Source organism: Mesorhizobium sp. NZP2077, from assembly GCF_013170805.1.
Lineage (GTDB): Bacteria > Pseudomonadota > Alphaproteobacteria > Rhizobiales > Rhizobiaceae > Mesorhizobium.
In genome coordinates this window covers 6,201,519-6,223,064 of the sequence record NZ_CP051293.1, presented here as the reverse complement: position 1 = coordinate 6,223,064, position 21,546 = coordinate 6,201,519, and the positions used below count along the sequence as shown (strand labels likewise).

General features: G+C 60.0%; 17 protein-coding genes and 3 pseudogenes. 12 read left to right on the top strand and 8 right to left on the bottom strand.

The genetic code is table 11. From position 1 onward, the window contains the following. The first annotated feature begins 300 nt into the window (after window positions 1–300). Window positions 301–826: pseudogene (locus HGP13_RS30840) on the top strand (transposase). A 392-nt stretch (window positions 827–1,218) separates the two neighbouring features. Further along, complete coding sequence (locus HGP13_RS30835) at window positions 1,219–2,982, top strand: adenylate/guanylate cyclase domain-containing protein (protein WP_172233002.1); 1,764 nt, start codon at window positions 1,219–1,221, stop codon at window positions 2,980–2,982. A 547-nt stretch (window positions 2,983–3,529) separates the two neighbouring features. Here HGP13_RS30835 and HGP13_RS30830 read toward each other — a convergent pair. Continuing rightward, window positions 3,530–4,489, bottom strand: a complete 960-nt coding sequence (locus HGP13_RS30830) for a LysR family transcriptional regulator (RefSeq protein ID WP_172232999.1) — start codon at window positions 4,487–4,489, stop codon at window positions 3,530–3,532. Window positions 4,490–4,852: 363 nt separating this feature from the next. Between HGP13_RS30830 and HGP13_RS30825 the strand changes: the two genes are divergently transcribed. The 3 genes from HGP13_RS30825 to HGP13_RS30820 all read left to right on the top strand — a co-directional run bounded on the left by HGP13_RS30825 (window position 4,853) and on the right by HGP13_RS30820 (window position 6,814). After that, window positions 4,853–5,794, top strand: coding sequence for a pirin family protein (locus HGP13_RS30825; RefSeq protein ID WP_246707172.1), 942 nt, complete (start codon window positions 4,853–4,855; stop codon window positions 5,792–5,794). A gap of 17 nt (window positions 5,795–5,811) precedes the next feature. Then, on the top strand, window positions 5,812–5,934 hold the full coding sequence (locus HGP13_RS38660) for a hypothetical protein (RefSeq protein ID WP_281411311.1): 123 nt from the start codon (window positions 5,812–5,814) through the stop codon (window positions 5,932–5,934). A gap of 118 nt (window positions 5,935–6,052) precedes the next feature. Beyond that, window positions 6,053–6,814 (top strand): isochorismatase family protein, encoded by a 762-nt coding sequence (locus tag HGP13_RS30820; RefSeq protein ID WP_246707171.1) that lies wholly within the window; start codon window positions 6,053–6,055, stop codon window positions 6,812–6,814. Window positions 6,815–7,330: 516 nt separating this feature from the next. On the opposite strand, the gene HGP13_RS30815 is transcribed toward HGP13_RS30820, so the two are convergent. Beyond that, window positions 7,331–7,576 carry a transcriptional regulator gene (locus HGP13_RS30815; RefSeq protein ID WP_172234920.1) on the bottom strand — a complete coding sequence of 82 codons (246 nt, stop codon included), beginning with the start codon at window positions 7,574–7,576 and terminating at the stop codon, window positions 7,331–7,333. A 277-nt stretch (window positions 7,577–7,853) separates the two neighbouring features. After that, window positions 7,854–8,090 carry a helix-turn-helix domain-containing protein gene (locus HGP13_RS30810; RefSeq protein ID WP_172232996.1) on the bottom strand — a complete coding sequence of 79 codons (237 nt, stop codon included), beginning with the start codon at window positions 8,088–8,090 and terminating at the stop codon, window positions 7,854–7,856. 166 nt (window positions 8,091–8,256) lie between these two features. Here HGP13_RS30810 and HGP13_RS38655 point away from each other — a divergent pair, with 166 nt between their 5' ends. Beyond that, a complete protein-coding gene (locus HGP13_RS38655) occupies window positions 8,257–8,763 on the top strand; it encodes a helix-turn-helix transcriptional regulator (protein WP_172232993.1) in 507 nt (168 codons plus the stop codon). 1,026 nt (window positions 8,764–9,789) lie between these two features. Here HGP13_RS38655 and HGP13_RS30795 read toward each other — a convergent pair. The 4 genes and pseudogenes from HGP13_RS30795 to HGP13_RS30780 all read right to left on the bottom strand — a co-directional run bounded on the left by HGP13_RS30795 (window position 9,790) and on the right by HGP13_RS30780 (window position 13,441). Continuing rightward, window positions 9,790–11,043 (bottom strand): CapA family protein, encoded by a 1,254-nt coding sequence (locus HGP13_RS30795; RefSeq protein WP_172232990.1) that lies wholly within the window; start codon window positions 11,041–11,043, stop codon window positions 9,790–9,792. A gap of 76 nt (window positions 11,044–11,119) precedes the next feature. Then, a pseudogene (locus tag HGP13_RS30790) lies at window positions 11,120–11,967 on the bottom strand (transporter substrate-binding domain-containing protein). A 51-nt stretch (window positions 11,968–12,018) separates the two neighbouring features. After that, on the bottom strand, window positions 12,019–12,768 hold the full coding sequence (locus HGP13_RS30785) for an ABC transporter permease subunit (RefSeq protein WP_172232987.1): 750 nt from the start codon (window positions 12,766–12,768) through the stop codon (window positions 12,019–12,021). Window positions 12,769–12,781: 13 nt separating this feature from the next. Further along, window positions 12,782–13,441, bottom strand: a complete 660-nt coding sequence (locus HGP13_RS30780; RefSeq protein WP_172234919.1) for an ABC transporter permease subunit — start codon at window positions 13,439–13,441, stop codon at window positions 12,782–12,784. 271 nt (window positions 13,442–13,712) lie between these two features. Between HGP13_RS30780 and HGP13_RS30775 the strand changes: the two genes are divergently transcribed. Continuing rightward, entirely contained in the window at window positions 13,713–14,636 is a 924-nt protein-coding gene (locus HGP13_RS30775) for a LysR family transcriptional regulator (protein WP_172232984.1), read from the top strand. A gap of 119 nt (window positions 14,637–14,755) precedes the next feature. Here the strand turns inward: HGP13_RS30775 and HGP13_RS30770 are convergent. After that, window positions 14,756–14,908 (bottom strand): annotated as a pseudogene (locus HGP13_RS30770) (MucR family transcriptional regulator); the annotation flags it as partial. Window positions 14,909–15,068: 160 nt separating this feature from the next. On the opposite strand from HGP13_RS30770, the gene HGP13_RS38810 reads away from it, so the two are divergent. From HGP13_RS38810 to HGP13_RS30750, 5 genes are all read left to right on the top strand, one after another. Continuing rightward, window positions 15,069–15,944 (top strand): HipA domain-containing protein, encoded by an 876-nt coding sequence (locus tag HGP13_RS38810; RefSeq protein WP_348647105.1) that lies wholly within the window; start codon window positions 15,069–15,071, stop codon window positions 15,942–15,944. Further along, the gene (locus HGP13_RS38130; RefSeq protein ID WP_246707499.1) at window positions 15,827–16,189 is read left to right on the top strand and encodes a hypothetical protein; all 363 of its coding nucleotides are present in this window, start codon (window positions 15,827–15,829) and stop codon (window positions 16,187–16,189) included. The genes HGP13_RS38810 and HGP13_RS38130 overlap by 118 nt, the downstream gene beginning before the upstream one ends. Window positions 16,190–16,727: 538 nt before the next feature. After that, a complete protein-coding gene (locus HGP13_RS30760; RefSeq protein WP_246707169.1) occupies window positions 16,728–17,207 on the top strand; it encodes a methyltransferase domain-containing protein in 480 nt (159 codons plus the stop codon). A gap of 68 nt (window positions 17,208–17,275) precedes the next feature. Continuing rightward, window positions 17,276–18,448, top strand: coding sequence for an efflux RND transporter periplasmic adaptor subunit (locus HGP13_RS30755; RefSeq protein WP_172232978.1), 1,173 nt, complete (start codon window positions 17,276–17,278; stop codon window positions 18,446–18,448). Then, window positions 18,445–21,531, top strand: coding sequence for an efflux RND transporter permease subunit (locus HGP13_RS30750; protein WP_172232975.1), 3,087 nt, complete (start codon window positions 18,445–18,447; stop codon window positions 21,529–21,531). The genes HGP13_RS30755 and HGP13_RS30750 overlap by 4 nt, the downstream gene beginning before the upstream one ends. Window positions 21,532–21,546 lie beyond the last annotated feature (15 nt).

Sequence of the window (21,546 nt, the reverse complement as noted above, 5' to 3'; positions counted from 1 at the left end):
GAAAGAATCAGACATTCGATCTCGTGAAGATTGAGATCGGCATGTTGGTCGTCGGTCCCGAGATCCGCACGCGTGCAATGGTTGTGGAGCAAAAGGCAGATCGGCCCGTTCAGTGTGAACTTTGACCGGCGCCTATGCGAGCCTGCTGTCGTCGGACACTAAGCTACCGTCCTACCGGTAGATGGGGTATTCGGCTTGCGCCCCTTCTTCAACGGTGATGCAAGAAGGTGCTGCGCTTCGAGCTGATGATAGAACGTGGTCTGTCCAAACAGCCACAAGCATCAGGAAAGGAAGCGCATCATGAAGCACTTTATCGGCCTCGATGTCGCGGTGAAAGAGACCGCGGTTTGCATTATCGATGAAACCGGCAGGATCTGCCGCGAGGTGAAGGTCGTCAGCCACTGCGACGATCTCCTCGCCGTCCTGAAGGATCCTGCCTTGAACATTGAACGGGTCGGTCTCGAGGCCGGGCCCTTGTCGCAATGGCTTTTTGAAGGGCTGGCGTGCGCCGGGTTGCCGGTCATCTGCATCGAGACGCGTCATGTGAAAGCGTTCCTGAAGGCGCAGCCGAACAAGACCGATCGCAATGACGCGCGCGGCATCGCGCAGATGATGCGGGTCAACCTGTTCCGCCCGGTGCACGTCAAGACGCTGACCAGCCAGAATGTCGTGGCTCAAGGCCTGGGCGATGAACGTCGCCAAGCGGCGCGGGATGCGCAAAGCAATTGTCGCGCTCGCACGTCGCCTGGGAATCGTCATGCATCGCATGTGGCTGGACGGCACCGAGTTCCGCTGGACGCGGGAAACCATGGCGTCAGCCATCTGATCCAGAAGGCTGGGAAGGAGGGAGATAGAGAGTTCCGCTCGCTGGCGGACGGACGTCCTTCGCAGGACGATGAATGAGGCGAGTTCGCTGAGACACTCGTACCGATTGCAACATGCGATCAAGACGCTTGGTAGATTGTGCCGCCTCATTCTCCTACCCCATACTGGGAGGGCGAAACGCCGATCCCGGAGAGAAGCAAGGCCCTGCGAAAGACGTCAAAACGCCGGAGACACGGAAAGCTCGATAGCGCTTGACCTCAACACGCCGAATAGAGAAGTGTCTCAGTTTGTATTCCGACTTATGACGATCTAAACCGACGTTCCGGCTCGTGGACTCGGCCAGCGGTCACCCCTACAATCCTTGTCCTGTTGCTCTTGAAGGCAATGCACTACATGCCCGACGGACGTGTCCAACGCCGCCTCGCGGCGATCCTTGCCGCTGACGTGGCGGGTTACACTCGGCTCATTGGCAGGGATGAGGTCGGCACGCTTGACGCACTAAAGGAAATCCGTGCCGAGTTGGTCGACCCAAAGATCGCCGAGCACAAAGGCCGTATTTTCAAAACCACGGGCGATGGTGTCCTGGCGGAGTTCTCAAGCGTGGTGAACGCCGTGGCTTGTGCGGTCGACATCCAGCGAGCTATGTCGGACCGAAATGCGTCTGTCTCCGAACATGGGGCGATACAATTCCGCATTGGGATCAATCTCGGCGACGTAATCGTCGAGGATGACGATCTGTTCGGTGACGGCGTGAACGTGGCGGCGAGGCTCGAAGGCATCGCTCCCGTTGGAGGTGTCATGGTTTCGGGCACGGTGCGAGATCACCTCGGAAACCGGCTTGACCTGCAATTCGACGACAACGGTGAGCAGATACTTAAAAATATTGTGCGCCCCGTGCGAGCTTATGCGGTGCGTCTCGACGGTCTCGGCGCGACCCCCACTTCGCCGACCTCGCTTTCTGACAAGCCCTCCATCGCTTTGCTGCCGTTCGTCAACATGAGCGACGACCGCCAGCAGGATTATCTCGCGGATGGTATTACAGAAAACGTCATCACCGGCCTGTCGCGGTTCCGCGATCTTTTCGTCATCGCGAGCAATTCGACGTTTGCTTACAAGGGCAAGGCTACGAAAATACAAGATGCGAGCCGGGAGCTGGGGGTTCGCTATATCCTAGAGGGCAGCGTCCAACGATCGAAAGAGCGCGTGCGAATAACGGCTCAGCTCATTGACGGCAAGACTGGCCGGCATCTCTGGGTAGAGCGCTATGACCGGAGCATTGATGACATCTTTGCCGTACAAGACGATGTGACCGAAAGGATTATTGGCAGTCTCGCCACCGCCTATGGCGGGCGACTGTTAAAGGTCTGGCACGAGCGGCAAGAGGCAGCGGGCACACGGAACTTTGAAGCCCTAGACTATTTCGTGCGCGGCATGGAGTTTCTCAACCGTTTCACGAAAGAGGACAACTCACGTGCACGCGAACTGTTCGAGAAGGCGGGCGAACTCGATCCGAAGTTTGGGAAAGCGTTTGCGAAGCTTGCGTGGACGTACATGATCGACGCCAACGACGGTTGGAGCGATAACGCCGACGTCTCATTGGCAAATGGCCTGAAATACGCCAATTTGGCGATCGAACGCGACGACGCGGAGGCATGGGGGCACTATGCGCTCGCAGGGCATTGCCTATTTTGCGGACAATACGAACGCGCTATCGTTGAGTATCAACGCGCCCTTGAGCTCAATCCAAATGATGCCGACGTGCTGATGGATTTCGGTTCCTGCCTAAGTTATTGCGGGAGGGCACAGAAAGGCCTTGAGACGGCGCAAAAAGCTATGCGTCTCAACCCTCACTACCCCGAGTGGTACATTCTACAGATTGGCCAGATTTACTACGACACTCGCAGATATAATGAAGCGATTGCGGCGTTGGAAGGTCTACGAACCCTCGATACCGTATACCGTCACTTGTACCTGGCAGCCAGCTACGCGGCTTTAGGAAGCGAAGACGAAGCGCAGAAGGCGATTGAGCACGTTTTGCGGCTGGAGCCACGAGCCACAATCACGATGAGAACGACCTCGGATATGGCGCCATACAAGAATTCAAGTGACTTGGAACATTTTCGCGAGAATTTGCGCAAGGCGGGCCTGCGGGAATAAGTGAAAGCGCGCGCTGGCTTTGGAGGTTTACAAACGGTGAGACCAATGGCAACGTTCCACCAGTATGGCCTGCTGCCGGTAGCCGAATTTCTAACCGGAGACTAACGATGCCCTGGCGGCAGATACAGATTGCGCTGGGCGTGTTTCTTCGCGCCTCAGGTCGATTGTTTGCCCGGAGCGTCTGTATATTCGCGAATGAGGAGAGCGGGCATTTGATTGACGGTCACCCCGTTCCGGCGGGCTAAATGCGGCTGCGATTCCGCTGCAGCGACGAGACTGAGGAGCCGGCAAAACAACTGCCTTCCTAAATGTCTGCTCCGGCAGGACGGTTCTTGAAAGCTGCCTGACCGGAAGCGGCCCAAAATCTGCCGGTCAGCAATGCGCCTATTTCGGCCCTTTAGGATGGCGATGCGTTCTCCGAAAGCGGTTGTTCGGCTTCAGTATTGTTCGGTGTCGGCGACACAATGGTGCGCGAGGACTCGGCCATCGCTCAAAAACAATAGGTCCTGCGTCGCCTGCAGACCGATCACATTGATCTGTATCAGATTCACCGCTCGGGGCCGGGCACGGACGTCGTGAAGACCTTGTCCATAGGCCATTTGCCCGGCATTTCGTTTGAACACTGTTTAAGGCGCTCGATCATCCAACGGCCGGCGGGTCCTGGAGGTGCGACGATTGGGAAGATGGCCGATATCGGCAGCTTGAGTCCGCCCCGTGGTATATCCTGGATCGAAAGTTCAACAAGCCGCCCCTCGGCGATGTCCTTCCCAACGACGTGGAGCGGCATACCACCCCAACCCAGCCCGCTGATGAGAAAGGCGTGCTTGGCAAACAGGTCAGCCAACCGCCAGGTTGAAGGCGATATGACTGCGATCTCCCGCCCGGCCGAGAGATCGGATCGATCAGTGAGCACCAGTTGAACGTGTCGCGCCAGCTCATCCCGTGGAATGAGGCCACCATACGCCGCGAGCGGATGGTTTGCAGCCGCGACCATGACAAAGTCAACGCTGGTGACGCGCTCGGCCACAAGGCCAGAGGGCAGTACTGGCAAAGATCCAACGATGCCGAAGCTCGCGCGACCATCCAAGACGGGTTGCACCGCGCCGCCGAGGGCTTCGACAAGTAGCCGCAAAGGTGTGGCGGGGAATTGTCCGCGAAACTCGTGGGCGACCTCGGCAACCGCGGAGATCGGAAAGAAGACGTCGATCACCGCAGCCAGCTCCGCCTCTAGCCCTCCTGATATTCCTTTCGCGCGTGCCTTCATGCCATCAACGCCGGAAACGACAGCCCGAGCGTCGGCAAGAAGGACACTACCCTCGGTCGTCAGCCGCGGATATCGAGCGCTCCGGTCGAAAAGCGCGACACCAAGCTGCGTCTCCAAGTTGGCCATGGTTTCGCTGACGGCGGACTGGGTTCGCCTGAGGCGCCGAGCCGCAGCAGAGAAGCTTCCTTCGTCAGCTGCGGCAACAAAAGTCCGCAACTGGTCAAGAGAAACACCATCAAGCACGTTGTGTCTTTCTATCGAATTAACCGATGGATTCTCTGAAAATATGCAGGCTGCCCCGATTTATGCAAGCTGCCACTGACACGTCAACGCGCGCCGGTACAATCGTTGGCAGCAAAGCTAGCCGGCAAAACTGAAATAGCGACCACGGGATGCTTCGATGATTGAAAGCCATCGGCTAGGCCGATGGATAGTATCGTAACATACCGGCTTTCCCGGCATATCCGCACGTGGGATTTACGATCCTTAGACGCGATCAAGAAAGTCCACCGAACCCGGAGCCTAACCGATTCGTGGCCTTCTTGAGATGAAAATTGCGCTGTTGGAACGAGATCACGCCGCGACAGCGCCGAATTGAACTCTACAATGGAGGCGGCAATGACTGTTACGAGTGCCCTGCAAGACTCGGCAGTGGAACATTTGATCCTTCCGCCTGTTCGCGATCTGGGTGATGGGTTCAAGGTTCGCCGTGCGCTCCCATCGGCACAGCGCCGCACGGTTGGTCCTTTCATTTTCCTCGATCATTTCGGACCGGTGGTGTTTCGAGAAGGGGCTGGCCTGAATGTCCGCCCCCATCCCCATATCGGCCTGTCGACCCTCACCTACCTGCTCGAAGGCGAAATGGTTCATCGAGACAGCATCGGGAGCGTTGAGACGGTCCGTCCCGGTGACGTGAACTGGATGACAGCGGGTAGCGGCATCGTCCACTCCGAGCGCTCACCCGCGAAATTGCAGGCTCAAGGTGGAACGATGTTCGGCCAGCAAATCTGGGTCGCCTTGCCCAAGGCGCTCGAAGAAATGCAGCCGGGTTTCTCCAATCACGCCAACGGCACTCTGCCCAGGCTCCAGGCCGACGGAGCCTCGCTCACCGTCGTTGCGGGCAGTGCGTTCGGAGAACGCTCGCCGGTGCCGGTCTATTCGGACCTGATGTATGTCGACGCCGTGCTCCAGCCTGGCGCGCGGTTGCAAGTGCCCACGGATCATATCGAGCGGGCCGTGTTTGTCGTCTCTGGCGAGATTGAAGTCGCCGGCCAGACAGGAACATTCGGCGAAGCGCAGTTTGTCGTCTTCAAGCCTGGCGCGGAGATCATCGTGAGCACACGCGGCGGAGCGCATCTGATGCTGGTCGGCGGCGAACCTTTTCCCGAGCAACGTCACGTCTACTGGAACTTCGTTTCGAGTTCCAAGGATCGGATCGAGCAAGCGAAGGACGACTGGCGGCAGGGCCGCTTCCCCGAAGTCGCTGGCGAAACGGAGTTCATTCCGTTGCCGCCAGAGCCTACGCAGGTCGAGTCTGCCGGCTCATGACCTCGCAAGGTGGCACGATGGAAATCGGTATCGACAAGTTTCGCCGCAATTTTCTCTGGCATGCCTCGGGTCGAGCGCCGCAGCGCGGTGGACATCCAGAATCCATTCCGGGCGGCCAAGGTGGTTATGGCGGTGTCTGATACTGGATCAGTCCACAGTCACTGGCGAGAAACGGCTTGAGTTGGCAGTCGTGGTCGAGCGCGCGCCTCTTCAGCTTGATGGGACTCATTTAAAAATATCAATCGATTGGAGAAGTAAATGAAGCGCAGAGAGATACTTATTGCCGGCGCTGCAGCCGGCGCAGCGACATTGCTGACGACGCCGACGACAGCGGTAGCCGCCGCCGCAGGCAGCACATCCAGTTCCAAAACCAAAGGAAATGACATGACATTAAACAAGTGGATGATTGACCCGAACGATGCTGTATTGCTGCTGATAGATCATCAGAGCGGCTTGTTCCAGTTGGTCCGTGATATGGAGTATAGGGAACTCCGTAACAACGTAACTGCTCTTGCGAAGGTAGCGAAGATCGGGAAGATCCCGACAGTTGTCACGGCATCAGTTCCCGACGGTGCAAATGGTCCGACCATTCCCGATATCCTGCTGAGCAACCCCGATGCGGTGTACGTTCCACGCAGCGGCCCGATCAACGCATGGGATCACCGCCCCTTTGTCGAAGCGATCGAGAAAACCAAGCGGAAGACACTGCTGATCGCAGGCACACTCACCAGCATTTGCATGGTGTTTCCTGCACTGAAAGCCCTCGAGGCTGGATACAAAGTGTTCTGCATTGTGGATGCATCGGGCAATTGGTCGAAGATGGCGACCGACATATCCATTGCCCGGGTCACGCAGGCGGGCGCGATGCCGATTGACACATTCGCGGCGATTACAGAGGTGATGCACACTTGGGATCGCCCAGACGCGATGGATTTCGCCAAGGTCTTTGTCGACCACGTCGAACCGGCATATGGCGCGTTGTTTGAAAGCTATTACGCGGCACAGAAGGCCGCGAAATAGGTCTAGGCAAGAAACTGGACTTGGGCCACCTGGCGACAGGTGGTCCCTTACTATTCACCTCGGAAATTGCCGAAAAACTGGACACCTCAGAAACAAGCGCGGGGTCATGAATAAACGGGCATTACTCAAGGTCGTGAAGTTGGCCGTTTTGCTCGGATTGTGATCATCTCATAGCCTTTTAGAAGCTGTCTTCACTCCATTTTCGCTCGTCCGGCCGTCTTCAGGCCACCGCTGAACAGACCCAGCAGCTGGCCAAGCTGAATGTTTCGTTTGACCCCTATGCATTGGCGGGCAGTCTGGCGATTGCCGAGAAAGCCATCCTACGCTTGTTGCGGGCAGCAACAGGGTATCGGATGGCTGCTGTTCGGAACCTCGTTACTGAAAGCTGACGGTCGCCCTAACGGCCTATTCTCGGTCGTTCACTGCCGCAATACGCACGACAGCACCTGGCGCAAAGCGGCCGGAAATCGGTGTCAGATTTCAGACGATCGCTCCTAGATGTGCGTTCGGGGTCTGCTATTGCCGTTTGGCCAAGCGCACGCCAGCGCCACCACCGTTTTCCGGAATGAATTCGATGCCCGCCTTTTCAAGGGCACCGCGGATCGCGTTCCGATTTGCTGTGGTGATCGGAGGGACGCCATCCGCAGCTTCTGCGCGCCTGACTGTCGCCACGCCCACGCTAGCTGCTTCGGCCAAATCTTCAGCGCTCCAACGGATCGACGCTCGCGCTGCTCTGATCTGGACGCCGGTAATTTCTTTCATATCATCCAATTTCAAGTTGATCTCTTACGACGCATCTGATATGAAATTGATCACAAACTTTCTGCGGTCGAAGCTCAAAGGAGCAGGGCGTAAGGGGTCTCGGCAAGGGGCGTGCGTCGGCAGTCACCCCGTCTGACCACAACCAAGTTTGGGGAATTCGGATCATGGGTGATTCCGACAATACCACGACTAGGCCAATCGGCTAATTTGGGGAAAGCAGTTTGGATTGTCTAACCCCTTCATCTCGTGGGATCGTGTGTTTTCGCTAATTGGACATTCAAGCATGAGGATCTAACAGCCGTACACCTTCACCCTTTTGACCAGCAGACAAGAATTCGACACCTGCTTTTGTCAGAGCCGCCTCGATGGCCTGCAAAGTGCTGACCCGGGAATCCACCTTTCCGTTTTCCAATCGGGCCAGCGCATTCAGCGACACAATTGCCTTGTCCGCAAGCTCCTGCTGCGACCAACCAAGCAAAGCCCGTGCGGCTCGAATCTGTCGTGGACTGACCATGAGTCCACAATCGGCAGGCCGATATTGTTTGCCACCTATAGGGTTATTTTGCACCTTATAAGGTATATTAAATGGCGATTCGATCTGGAGAGAACGTCGGTGCGAAGAGCCCGGAGCGTAGGCGACAGACTCTCTGTCCGGCTGATTAGAGGAGGATCAAAAGGCCTTGTTAAAACCGCAACGCGCCGTCCTCCTTCGGACGGGGCCGAAGCCAAAGATCGAGAGTGAACCTCATCCCGCCGATCACCATGTCGGCAGGCAGATTGCGACCGTTCGCGTCCAATCCGACGTATCGCAAGCCCAACTTGCCCGATCGATAGGCATCAGTTTCCAGCAGCTCCAGAAATACGAGAACGCGCGCAATCGTGTGAGCGCGTCGATGCTTTACGAGATCGCAAATTCGCTCGGCGTTCCCGTCGGCCGCTTCTTCGCAGGTCTGCCGGGAAACGACCAGACAAGCGTCGAGGCGCGGCCGCTGCCGGTCGATGAGCGCCTGGATTTCATCGCCAGCGCGGAAGGCCGGCGTCTTATCGAAGGGTTGATGATCCTGCCGCCGCGCGTGCGCGGCCGCGTCTCGGCGCTGATCGCCGCATTGGGGGAAGAACTGGCATCATCAGATGCAAACAGCAAGACGGTTGGCGAAGCGGGGCCGGCCGAACGCAAGATCGCTTGACGACTTTGTTGTGGGTGTCTCTGCGCCGTTCCTGGCAGTCGCGCAATGCATTCCGCCCCGAAGTCGGTGGATGCGTTTTGTCTGTTGGTTTGATGATCACGAGACGCATCACTCGCGGAGTGGCCCAAACGCAGGTATGAGCCTTGAAGGCCAGATCAAACCCGCCCAGAGACGAAATACGCCATGCGACTGTCCAGCGCTTTCCTGCTTGCCGCTGGCCTCGCTGCCAGCATGTCGGCGGCGCGGGCTGACGAGTGCGGCGATGTCGACACTCTTTTGCGGCAGGCCTATCCTGCCGCCACAAGAAGCGCCGACGGCGCCTCGTTCACGCTCGAACCACACACCAGGATCTCGGTTGGCGCGATTGCCGATGAATGGCCTTTTGGCCTGACCTGCAAGGCATGGCCCGCCCATGATGATCTGCTTCTGGTCGCCGTGCCTCTGATCGACAGTGCACAGTCCACCGATGACGGACATTTTGGCGATATCGAAATCCTGGTCGTCAGCCGGAAGGATTTGCGCGTGCGACAGCGGCTGCTGCAGCCCGGGCTGTTGAACGACGATGCCATCGCCATCCGCAAGATCGAATTCGATACCGCCCGCTATAGGCTATCGCCAGATGTCACCGCCTTCGGCTTGCGCATCGCCATGGCAAACCAGTCGCAGCCTAATCCCTTCAGCGAAACCGACCTCAGGCTTTATGCGCTTGCGGCAGGCACATTGCGCGTCGTGCTCGACGGCCTCGTCGTTTCGGGATCTGGCGGAGAGGGCGACGCCAATTGCGCGGGGTCCTTTCATTCCAGCGAGGTCAGCTTGTCGATGGGGTCGACAAGTCACCATGGCTACAGTGATATTACCGCCGTCGAGCAGATCGATACGGACAACCCCGGGCTCGACGCCAACGGCGAATGCCAATCGCATCCGGGAAAGTCCGAAAGCAAAACCTACCGGTTGCGGTACGATGGCAGCCGGTATCCGGTTCCCGAGACGCTCAAGGCCCTGGCGAATTGGCCGGTGCTGGCCTCATCAGCCGAATTTTCGGGGAAGAGGCGCAGTGATGCGGCCGCAGGTCGAGGAAAGTTCGATGTCGACGCCGAACGCTCGCGAGCGGGTGGCGAATCCCTCGAGGATGTCTTGCGCCGCGCTTCCCGTCACGGCAACGGGCACCAGTCTGCCCGTTGCTGATCCGAGGGACTGAGGGTCCGCGCCGATCGCTACGGGCAAGAGATCAATGCCTGCGAGGTTTCCGCCCGCATCATAATGGCACGCGGCGACAATGCTCTGCCAGACTTCCGGTGGATCCCATTCGGTTTCGTCTGGGTGGACGTGGAAAAGGAAGTTTCCAAGGCCGTAGAAGATCGGTGCGCCATTGTGGATTTCCACGGCCTGCAGCACCGGAGCGCCGTGGCTGACGAACAGGTTGGCGCCGGCGTCGATGCACATCCGCGCGAAGGTCTGCACCCAGCGCGGCACGTCCTGCCACCCTGGTTCCCAATGATGGTGGTGCAGATAGGCGATGACGAAATCGCCTTGTGCTGCCGCGTGCCGGATGGCGGATAAATGGATGGCTGCACTTTGCTGGTCGACCTCGATCTGTCGGCCGAAATCGGCGGCTTGCGTGAACACGGTGCCGTAGAAGTTGATCTCCTTGCCGGCCGACACCTCTACCGGATCCTCCGGTTGCGCATAATTGGTCAGTTCAAAGGGAGAGCTTTGCAAATGGGCGCCAAGCTTTGCCAGTCTGCGGAAATGTCCGTCCGGCACTCCCATCTTGCGAACGGTGTTCAGACGATTGACGCCGGGCCGAGCCGGCCGGAAGGCCGTGCGGTCTTCGGCATACATGTTGGTCGGGCCGGGGCCTGCATCCATCGCAAGAAGCGCGACCGCGCGCGCGCCCAGACGGCGCCGGCCCGGTTTCCTCGCTTCCGTCTCGTCGGCCCCGATGCCGGCATGCAGGAAGCCGCGCGCTTCCACTTCCTCCAGCGTCGAGAGGACACCGCCGGCGCCGAGATCGAAGGCGTGGTTGTTTGCCAGTGCAAGCGCGTTGAAACCGATGGCTTGCAAAGCGTCGAGCACTTCAGCCCTGGAATATCCGAAATACTTGCCCTTGGTCGGCCAGCCGCCGTGCTTGCCCAGGATTGTCGACTCGAAGTTGGTGAAGACGACGTCGCCTTGGCGCAGGAAGTCCGTAACCGCGATGAAGCGTTCGTCTTTGACGTCACGGACGTCATGCGTGATCAGGGATTGGCCGGTAACGACCGCGCAGAACTGGTCTTTCATGGAACTCGCCTTGAAGGAGGGGAGGGCACCGGCTTTTCGGCCAGCGCCACGTCAATGTCGAACTCGGGTGCCGGGCCTATTGCGCGACGGCCGGCGAGATATCGCTCTTGAACCATTTCAGGCTCAGCGCCTTGACCGTTCCATCCTTGATGGCCGCGTCGATGGCCGCGTTGAACTTGGCGAGCAACTCGGTATCGTCCTTGCGCATGCCGGCGCCGACGCCCGGCCCCCACAGACCGCCCTTCAGTTCAGGCCCGAAAACACCACATCCGCGCCGGAAGGCGTCTCCAGGAAATCCCGCCAGGTGAAATAGTCGGCGAGACCGCCGTCAATGCGACCCGCGGCAAGGTCGAGCTTCATGTTGTCGAGGCTGTCATAGCTGCGGATGGTCACGACATCGCCCAGGATTTCCTTCACGACGGCTTCCGAATTCGACGAGCGCAGGGCCCCGATCGCCTTGCCGGCGAGTGTCGACCTGAGGCGTTCAAGGGTCGCCTTCTCCTTGTCGCCGATGGTCGAGAGGTTGACCTTTTCCTTGGTGTCGCCGGCGTCGAGACCCAGGTCCTTGCGCACCACGAACTGGTTGAAGCCGGCGGCGTAGGGAACGGAGAACGCGATCTTCTGCTTGCGTTTTTCCGTGATCGCCATACCAGACATGATCACGTCGAACTTGCCGACAAGCAGTGCCGGGATGATCCCGTCCCAATCCTGCGGGACGAAGGTGCATTTGATCTCGATGCGACGGCACAGCTCCTGTCCGACATCGATATCGTAGCCGTAGAGTTGACCGTTCGCGTCGGTGCTGTCCCAGGGTGGCGAGGCGCCTTCGGAGGCGATCGAAATGACGCGCCCGCTGTTGGCGTTGGCCGGGAATGGCGACATCAGGAATGCGATAGAAACAGCAATAGCCAGGGGTATGCGCATGATGCACCTCTTCGTTGGTTTGGATGGAAAGGGCTGCCGAAAACCCGCGGGTCAGGGCAGGGGCGTCGTGATCTCGGGGCCAGGCAAGGGCGGGCGCAATCGGGCTTTGCCTCGATGCACACGACTGCCGTCGGTCGACAGTCGCCGTTCCAGCAACTGGATCGCTTTCACCGCGATCGAGGTGAGCGACAGGTAGATCGCTCCGGCGACGATGAAGATCTCGTAAGGTGCGAACGTCGTCGACACCAACTGTCTCGCCATGCCGGTGATCTCGAGCAGCGTCACGGTGCTCGCCAGGGAGGAGCCCTTGATCATCCCCACGATCTCGTTGCCGTAGGCCGGAAGCGATATCCTGAAAGCGATCGGGAAGGTGACCAGGCGAGCGATCTGGAAGCGTTTCAAGCCGAGAGACGCGGCCGCCTCGGTGACACCCCTGGGCACGGACTGGAGACCGCGGCACAGGATCTCGGTGGTGTGTGCCGCGCTGTTCAGCGAAAATGTCAGAAGGGCGCACCAGAAAGGATCCCGCAGGACGACCCAGAAGATGCTGGCTCGCACGGCCTCGATCTGGCCGAGGCCGTAGTAGAGCAGGAAGAGCTGGACGAGCATCGGCGTTCCGCGAACAACATAGGTGTATGCCAGCACCGCGAGCGAGAGGCCGGGACGTCCGAACGCGCGGATGAAGGCCAGCGGCACGGACACAAGAAATCCGGCCGTCAGCGACAAGACCGTCAGGGTCAATGTGAGACCAAGCCCCGAAGGCAGGACAACCATTGCGTCGAACATCAAGCCGAGGTTCATGGGTCGCGCCCTCCTACCGGCCGAGTGCCGGATAGCGACGCTCCGCCAACCGGACCGACAGCAGCGTGACGGTGGTCAGCGAGAGATAGAGAGCGGAGGCCGCAAGGTAGAAGGTCAACGGTGCCCGCAAGGATCCGGCCCCAACATACGCAACGCGCATGATGTCGGTCAGGCCGACGATCGAAACCAGCGCGGTGTCCTTGAAGAGCGAAATCCAGAGATTGCCATAGGCAGGCAGCGCCAGCCGCAGCATCTGCGGTCCGATGACGAACACCCAGCGCTGCCAGGCGTTCAGCCCAAGCGACTTTGCCGCTTCGGTTTGACCCGCAGGCACTCCCGCAATCGCGCCGCGGAACACTTCGGTCGCATAGCCGCTGAAGACGACCGACAGCGCGATAACCCCAGCGGTGAACGCGTTCACCTCAACGTAGCGGCCGGCGATCTTGCTGGCGAGGGTCGTTCCGCCGAAGTAGATGAGCAGGATGATGAGAAGTTCTGGCACACCACGCACAACCGTGGTGTAGGCCGTCACGACACTGTTGATGCGCGGTTGTGCCGTGCCCTTCGAAATCGCCAGGAACAATCCAAATGCCGTACCCAGGCAGCCGCTGACAAGAGCCAGGCCTATGGTCACGGTGAGGGCGACAACAAACTGAGTAGCAAAACCACCCATGGGGCGCATTCCTCGACTCGCAAAACCGCAATATACGGCGATTTTTGTCACTAAGGCCAAGCCATATAACCCAAGGTTGCGAATTGTTTTATTTATAATTTCGAGTTAATTGGAGATGTCGCCCAATCCTAACGCTTAAAATTACGCACTCAATCTATAATTTTTATTATTTTATCTATAACGCGCCGTTATATACTGAGGCGGTTCGTTGCTCCCCGGGTCGGCGCCGTCTGCTTGCCGGGCGGCGTTATCAGGGAAAGGAGCGCAGGCAATGGAGTTGCTGCAGAGCGACCTGAAGCTCCGTCAGCTGAAGGTCTTCCGGGAAGTTTTGCGGGCCGGTTCGACAAGGCGAGCAGCGGCAGCGCTCGGGATAAGCCAGCCGGCCGTCAGTCAACATGTCAAGCAACTCGAGACCACGCTCGGCATCACACTCTTCAAGAGATCAGCCAACCGCATCGTCCCTCTGCAGGAAGCCTGGGAACTCCTACGAAACGTGGAGCTTGCCCTGACGTCCCTGGATCGGCTGGAAACGTCGATCTTCGCGATGAAGAATGAGGAAAAGCAGAGGATTGCAATTGCGGCCCCCTCCGTTTTCGGTTTCGTGACCTTGCCCAAGGTCGTGGCGATCATCCACGCAAAGACCGCTTCGAATGTCCGGTCGCTTTCGGGAAGCCACGAGCAGATCGGCGAACACATCCTGGCTGGGCGGGCAGATCTCGGAATCTCGAGACTTCCGCTCGACCCAAGTCTGTTTGAGTGGGCGCCGCTTGGGTCGGCACGCAATGTGTGCATCTTTCATCCCGACCACCGCTTTGCAAAACAGACCTGTATCGAGGCTCAAGACCTGGCAGGCGAAACGATCGTCGATATCGATCCGCAGTTCGCCGCACACCAGATGAACTTCAATGCGTTGCGCTTCGCCGGCGTTGAGCCGGACATACTGGTGGAATTCGATTGCAACGGTCACGAAGCCGGATACGTTTCCGCTGGGCTCGGTATTTCGATAACCAATGAAATCATTGCGCGTGAATACGCGGCGTTTCAGTTGGGAATAAAACCAGTGGAACCATCCGCGCTCTATCACTACGTGGCGATTTGGCAGAAGGGCAGGACCTTTTCCAGCGCATTGAATGTATCGCTCGAGGCGATCATCGCTGCGTTTTCAAATATGCCGTCTGCGAGGGGTGATCCTTGAGGGGTGGTGTCCTCGGGCGCCGCTGCCCTTCAACAAGGGGCAGGGTTCATTCTGTCGAACACCAATCAGCCCGCGCCTCCTGCAACAGAACGCGGGCCGTTCGAGCAATAGTCTCGAAGTCAGGTCGTCTTGATGCCGATCTTGCGGCGCTTCGCCGGCGCTGCGGGCTCAGGCGTTACGGCCTTGCGTCCCGGGCCGATTGCCTTCGCCGATCGCGCCGCTGCATAATTGGGCGCAAGCATCGGATAATCAGAGGGCAGGCCCCATTTCGCACCACTGGGGCGCGAAAATGAATGGTACCGCGAGGGGGAGGGCGCCGAACGCTTCCTGTTGGCCCAGCCCGGCGCGGCCAAGATCCCCGTCAACAAGGCGGCGCTCAGTCTTCGCCTGGCATGGCGAACCTCTCGGCCGCCTGATCCATGATGGTTTCGAATGGCGCTGGAAAGCTCAGAAACGTGTGGGCCCGGCACTGGTGCGCGAGACGACGCCGGGCAAGCTGCCGGCGTTCATCGAGTTCTGCCGGAGGGCTGGCTTGCCCAGGTCCTCCATGAACGCGACGAGCGCGAGGCGCTGCGGCGTGGCCGACGCTACATGTCCAATATCGTCATTGTCGAAGGCCGCGACGAGTTGGCGGCGTTGCCCGCCGATGTGCTCACCACGACCCTGGCGACCTTCCTCGATGCGGGTCGCTTTACCGGCGTATACGCCGGACCAGCGCGGGGCGAGATCGAGGAGACCTTCGAGCAGAATCTCGCCCGCATCTTCGCGCGCGCCGAACCGCCGCGGCTGTCGGGCGTCCAGATCAAGGCTCCGATGAGCCTGATGCCGGATGGCACTCTTGTCGCGGCCATAGACCAGCCCTTCACCCATATTCTCAAGCCCGCCGGTACGGCGGGCTTCGAGATGCTGCCGATCGTCGAGTGGCTCTGCCCCGAACTCGGCTGGGCGGCCGGGTTCGAGGTGCCCGACGCGGCCCTGATCGAGATGCCCGACGGGATATCCCCTCCACTGGTGGTCGAACGGTTCGATATCCGGCGCGGCTCTCAGGACGACCGCCGTCTGGAGATGGAAGACTTTTGCTCGAGCGTGCGGCGCGCGGCCTACGCCCCTATCGACGGATCCTGCCGTGGACATCGACATCCTGTTCCGCCGCGCGGTCTTCGCCTGGTTGATCGCCAATGGCGATATGCATGCTCAAAACCGCTAAGGCGGGCGCCAAGGCTTTCACGACGGTGCGCTTCGCGCCGCTCTACGACGCTGTCACCACGCGCGTCTTCCCGGGCCTTGGCGGCGACCGGATGGCCTTGAAGCTGAATGGCAAGGATGATCGGCTTACCCGCCAGGACTTCCTCATGCTGGCCCGCACGATCAGTCTGGCGGTCGGCGACGCCGAGGCCGCGATCGGCGAACTTGCTGGACGGCTCGCCGAGCGCGCCAAGACGCTGCATCTGCCAGCGTTCGCGGCCGAGTCCGAGGCGGCAAGGGCAACACAAGCCAAGGTGACCGCCCTTGTCGAGGAACGATGCGCCGCCTTTGTTGGCAAAGCTCAATAGGCCCTTCGGCCAAAGGCTCTACTCCAGGAAGCGGCGTCTAACGCCTGCTATGCCCGTGTAAGCGCGACAGATCAGGATCTCGACATCCCCAGAGCATCAAGCCCAAAGTCCGTGTCACGGTCTTATCCAATGACCACAATATCGGAATCCTGAAGCAGTGCATACACCTCGGGCTCGAAGCTTGTCGGATCGTTGCAAGAAAGCCTTCGTCAAACCTGAGAAGTCACTGCGGGCCTTGGCAGTTCGCGCTTTCAAGCGGCTTGGGCTCGTCTAGTCGACACCACTCCCTTTTCTCGTTCACGACAGGTCCCCTCAATCCGCGCGTGCGAGACGCGGATCGTCATCCGAATAGGGACAGAACAATGACCTCAACCACCGGCTTTGCGGCCGATCGACGAATCATGACTTCGGCTAATACTTCAACCTTCGGATGGCCGGCATGCCGATAGGAGACATCCTGCCATTCTTTCTCGCGTGGATCCGCAACCCGCGTCGCATAGCGGCCGTAACCCCATCAGGGGTTAGGGTCGCATTATTGATGACGCAAGAGATCAATGCCCAAGCGGGCCCTGTCATTGAACTGGGACCGGGCACTGGATCCCTTACCTATTCCATTCTCAATCGCGGCGTGCCTGAGAAAAATCTCACGCTTGTGGAAATCAGTGCGGGTTTCGTCAAGCTCTTGAAAAAGCGTTTCCCGCGAGCGCGTGTCCTAAGAATGGATGCTACGCGGATTGGTGCTCAGCGCCTGTTCGAAAATGCCACTGTTGGTTCAGTCGTCAGCGGGTTGGGCTTGCGCGGCATGCCCCCGAACCAGGTCGCTGCCATCTTGGGCGGGGCCTTCAAATATCTGCGGTCTGATGGAACCTTCTACCAGATCACCTACGGTCCGCGTTGTCCGGTTCCAGAATGGGTTCTCGAACAGCTCGGCCTTCATGCGGCACTCATTGGCTGGACAATATGGAACTTACCGCCGGCGTCCGTCTATCGGATCTCCAGACTCCCTTCCCATTCGTGAGTTCGCGTTGGAACCGTCCAGCGCGTTGCGACAGGCTGCTGCAATAGTCTCCTGTCATTTGGGCAAGCATGACACGCCCCTTTTGCTACAAATGCGGCAGCGCAGCCGCCCTTGCCATCACTTTTCTGGTCAGCGCCAGCACCACTCACAGCGCCGGCGTCACCTCCGCTGCCACCGTACAGACAGAGGCGGCCAAACGCATGGTATCGACCTTTGTTGTTGCAAGCGGCATGAGCGAATGGACATTGTCTTTCAGTGGCGTTCTCGCCGCCCGCGAGGAGATCGCGGTTGGTGCTCCCCAACAGGACCAGCGCATATCAGGCGTCGAGGTCGAGGTCGGCGATCGTGTCAAGGCCGGGCAGGTTCTGGTGCGGCTCGACACGGCCATGCTCGACAATCAGCTGCGCGAGGCCGAAGGCCGCGTCGCACGCGCAAGTGCAGCTGTCGCCCAGCAGCAGGCAACGGCCGCGCAGGCGCAAGCCACACTGGAGCGCGCCATCCGGCTCAAGGCATCGGGGACGGTTTCCGGGCAGGTCTACGACGAACGCACGTCGGCGGCAGCGGTCGCCATCCAGGGCGTCGCCGTGGCACAGGCCGAGCTCAGCCAGGCTGAAGCCCAGCTCTCGGAATCCCGCCGGTTGCGCGAACGCGCAGTCGTCGTGGCGCCCGTGGGTGGTGTCGTCTCCGAACGCCATGCCAATGCCGGCGCCCTCACCGGATCGGAGCCGCTGGTCCGCTTGATCCGCGATGGCGAGGTCGAACTGGCCGCCGACATTCCCGAAAGCGAGCTGCCACAACTGGCCGTAGGCCAGCCGGCAAAAGTGAGACTTCCCGGCAGCGACGATGCAATCAGCGGCAAGGTGCGGATGATCACGCCAAAGATCGATCGCGACACGCGTCTTGGCGGGGCTAGGATCGCGCTTGAGTACGACGCCGGACTGTTCCCCGGCGCCTTTGGCCGCGCCGAAATTGTGGTGGCGAAGCGTGAGGCTATCGTCATCGACGATTCAGCACTTCTCTATGACAGCGAAAGCGACAAGACCTCGGTCTTTGTGGTCGAGCGCGGCCGGGCGATGCTGCGTGCGGTCGAAACCGGCCTGCGGGACAATGGCAGGCTCGAAATCGTTGCCGGTCTCAAGACAGGCGACGTCGTCGTCGCCAGGGCTGGCGCGTGGCTGCGCGAAGGCGATGCGGTGGCGACGGTCGACATCGGTGCGATCACCGGAAGTACCCGTCCGTGATCAGCAACATTTCCGCGTGGGCGATCCGCAAACCGGTACCCACCATCGTGCTGTTTGTCGTCGCCACGCTGGCCGGACTGGCGGCGTTTCTGCGCTTGCCGGTCAATGCCAATCCGAGCCTGTCGTTTCCGATCGTCACCGTCACTGTGTCGCAAGCGAGCGCGGCACCGGCCGAGTTGGAAAACCAGGTTACGCGCCGCATCGAAGGGGCCGCCTCCGGTCTCGCCGGGGTCAACCACATCAGCTCGACCATCAAGGATGGCGTGTCGACGACCACCATCGAGTTCAAGATCGGCATAGATCCAGACCGGGCGACCAGTGACGTGCGCGAGGCCGTTGGCCAGGTCAGGTCCGAGCTGCCCAAATCGATCCAGGAGCCGATCGTCTCGCGTGTCGATGTCGAGGGTGGGGCGATCCTCTATTACACGGTGCAAGCCCCCGACATGTCGTTGCTCGACGCGTCGTGGTTCGTGGACGACACCATCAACCGCGAGCTTCTCGCCCTTCCAGGCGTCCAGAAAGTCGAGCGTCTCGGCGGCGTCGATCGGGAGATAGCCGTTTCGCTCGACCCCGACCGGTTGCTGGCGCTGGGTGTGACGGCGGACCAGGTCAATTCTGCCCTGCGCCAGATCAACGTCAATGTTCCAAGCGGCCGCGGCGAGATCGGTCAAAGGGAGCAGTCGATCCGCACCTTGGGCAGCGTGGGATCGCTCAATGAGCTGTCTCGCCTTTCGGTTTCCTTGCCCGGAAACCGCTGGGTGCAACTGCGCAACATCGCCACGATCAAGGATGGGCCGGCCGAGCCGCGCGGCTTTGCGCGCCTCAATGGCGAAGCCGTCGTTGGGTTCTCGGTCTCCCGCGCCAAGGGCCACAGCGACACAGCCGTCGCCGCCGGCGTTACCAGGCGGCTGGCAGAAATTGCAGCACGCACCCCCGGCGTTGCGTTCAACGAGGTCATCTCCAATGTCGAATACACAGTAGCGAGCTACAACGCCGCTGTCACCGCCCTGGTCGAGGGCGCGGTCCTGACCGTGGTTGTGGTGTTCCTGTTTTTGCGCAACTGGCGTGCCACGCTGATTGCCGCAGTCGCGATTCCATTGTCGATCCTGCCGACCTTCGCGATCATGGATCTCCTTGGTTTCACTTTGAATGGCGTCAGCCTGCTGGCGCTGACGCTGGTGGTTGGCATTCTGGTCGACGATGCCATCGTCGAGATCGAAAACATCCAACGCCATATCGACATGGGCAAAAGGCCGTATCTGGCCGCGATTGAGGCCGCGGATGCGATCGGCCTGGCGGTCGTTGCCACAACCTTGACCATTGTCGCGGTGTTTGCGCCGGTCAGCTTCATCGGTGGTGCCGTCGGCCAATATTTCAGGCAGTTTGGCGTGACGGTCGCTGTCGCCGCGCTGATTTCGCTGGTGGTGGCAAGATTGCTCACGCCGCTGATGGCGGCCTATCTGTTGCAGCCGAAGGCTGCTGGAAACCATAGGGCTGAGCCATCGCGGCTGTCGCTCTGGTATCTCTCGGTGCTGGGCTGGACGCTCGACCATCGCAAGATGACATTTGGCCTGGTCGCCATGTTCTTTGCGGGCTCGGTCTTGCTTCTGACCCAGTTGCCGACTGGCTTCGTGCCGACCGGCGACAGCAACGTCTCGCAGGTCCAGGTGACGTTGCCGCCGGGCACGCGGCTGGAGGAAACTGCGCGGGTTTCCGACACCATCGTGCGCGACCTCAGGGCGCGATCGGACGTCGAAAACGTTCTGGTGACCACCGACGACGTCAACAAGGTGACCTTGCTCATCAGGCTCAAGCCGCGCAGCGACAGGCAACTCGACCGCAAGTCGTTCGAGCTTGCCGCGCTTCCGATCCTGGCCAAGATACCCGATATACAGTTCACCTTCGTTTCGGATTCCGGCGGCAAGGAAGTCTCGATCTATCTGGCCGGCAACAATCCTGAAGAACTGAACAGGGCCGCGCGCCAGCTCGAGACCGAGATGCGGGCGATGCCGGGACTCGTCAATGTGTTGTCCAACCAGCCGCCGCCGGCCCCCGAACTGCTGGTCAAGCCGCGCCTGGACGAGGCAGCCCGCCTTGGTGTGTCGGTGATGTCGCTGGGAACCGTTGCGCGCATCGCCACGCTTGGCGAAACCGACTCCAATTCGGCCCAGTTCAACCTTGGCGACCGGCTGGTGCCGATCCGCGTGCTGCTCGACAAATCGGCGCGTGGCGACCTCGATACCTTGCGCAAACTGCGTGTCGGCACCGCCGACGGCAAGGTGGTACCGCTGACTTCGGTCGCCGACATTTCGTTCGGCGCCGAGCAAGGCAAGGTCCAACGTCTCGACCGCAAGCGCCTGGTCGCGGTCGAGGCCAATCTGAACGGGGTCGTGCTTGGCGCTGCGATGAGTGCAGTCGCCGCACTGCCGGCGCTGAAGAACCTTCCCGCCAGCGTCAGCCATATCGAATATGGCGCTACAGAAGAGATGACGCAGATGTTCCGTGGCTTCGCACTGGCGCTGGTGGCCGGAATTCTGATGGTCGTGGCCGTGCTAGTGCTTTTGTTCAGGAACTTCCTGCAGCCGCTCACCATCCTGATCGCCTTGCCGTTGTCGCTCGGCGGCGCTGCCCTGGCGCTGCTGCTCTATGGCGCAGCCCTCGACCTGTCGTCGACAATCGGCATCCTGATGTTGATGGGCATCGTCTGCAAGAACTCGATCCTGCTGGTTGACTATGCCATCGAAAGACAGGCCGAAGGCCTGGACCGGCGCGCCGCATTGATGAAGGCAGGCATGGCGCGCGCGCGCCCGATCATCATGACCACGATCGCCATGGTGGCCGGCATGATGCCTGCGGCGATCGGCATCGGCGCCGATGCCAGCTTCCGCGCACCGATGGCCGTTGCGGTGATCGGCGGGCTGATCACCTCGACCCTGCTCAGCTTGATGGTCGTGCCGGTGATGTTCACCACCATGGACGATCTGAACGCCTGGCTTGGCCGTCGCCTGAAGCGGCTTACCTCGGTCACCGAGGCAGATCTTGCCGCCGGCACGCTGATCGCCGAACGCGGAAAGGCGGCCTGACATGGGTCCGGTTGT

Coding starts and splice junctions, on each gene's coding strand:
- HGP13_RS38810 (WP_348647105.1), top strand. CDS start 15,069: ATGGCGCTGGAAAGCTCAGAAACGTGTGGGCCCGGCACTGGTGCGCGA.
- HGP13_RS30760 (WP_246707169.1), top strand. CDS start 16,728: ATGACGCAAGAGATCAATGCCCAAGCGGGCCCTGTCATTGAACTGGGA.
- HGP13_RS30810 (WP_172232996.1), bottom strand. CDS start 8,090: ATGGTCAGTCCACGACAGATTCGAGCCGCACGGGCTTTGCTTGGTTGG.
- HGP13_RS30835 (WP_172233002.1), top strand. CDS start 1,219: ATGCCCGACGGACGTGTCCAACGCCGCCTCGCGGCGATCCTTGCCGCT.
- HGP13_RS38660 (WP_281411311.1), top strand. CDS start 5,812: ATGGAAATCGGTATCGACAAGTTTCGCCGCAATTTTCTCTGGCATGCC.
- HGP13_RS30785 (WP_172232987.1), bottom strand. CDS start 12,768: ATGAACCTCGGCTTGATGTTCGACGCAATGGTTGTCCTGCCTTCGGGG.
- HGP13_RS38130 (WP_246707499.1), top strand. CDS start 15,827: ATGCTCAAAACCGCTAAGGCGGGCGCCAAGGCTTTCACGACGGTGCGC.
- HGP13_RS30755 (WP_172232978.1), top strand. CDS start 17,276: ATGACACGCCCCTTTTGCTACAAATGCGGCAGCGCAGCCGCCCTTGCC.
- HGP13_RS30795 (WP_172232990.1), bottom strand. CDS start 11,043: ATGAAAGACCAGTTCTGCGCGGTCGTTACCGGCCAATCCCTGATCACG.
- HGP13_RS30825 (WP_246707172.1), top strand. CDS start 4,853: ATGGAGGCGGCAATGACTGTTACGAGTGCCCTGCAAGACTCGGCAGTG.
- HGP13_RS30815 (WP_172234920.1), bottom strand. CDS start 7,576: ATGAAAGAAATTACCGGCGTCCAGATCAGAGCAGCGCGAGCGTCGATC.
- HGP13_RS30780 (WP_172234919.1), bottom strand. CDS start 13,441: ATGGGTGGTTTTGCTACTCAGTTTGTTGTCGCCCTCACCGTGACCATA.
- HGP13_RS30820 (WP_246707171.1), top strand. CDS start 6,053: ATGAAGCGCAGAGAGATACTTATTGCCGGCGCTGCAGCCGGCGCAGCG.
- HGP13_RS30775 (WP_172232984.1), top strand. CDS start 13,713: ATGGAGTTGCTGCAGAGCGACCTGAAGCTCCGTCAGCTGAAGGTCTTC.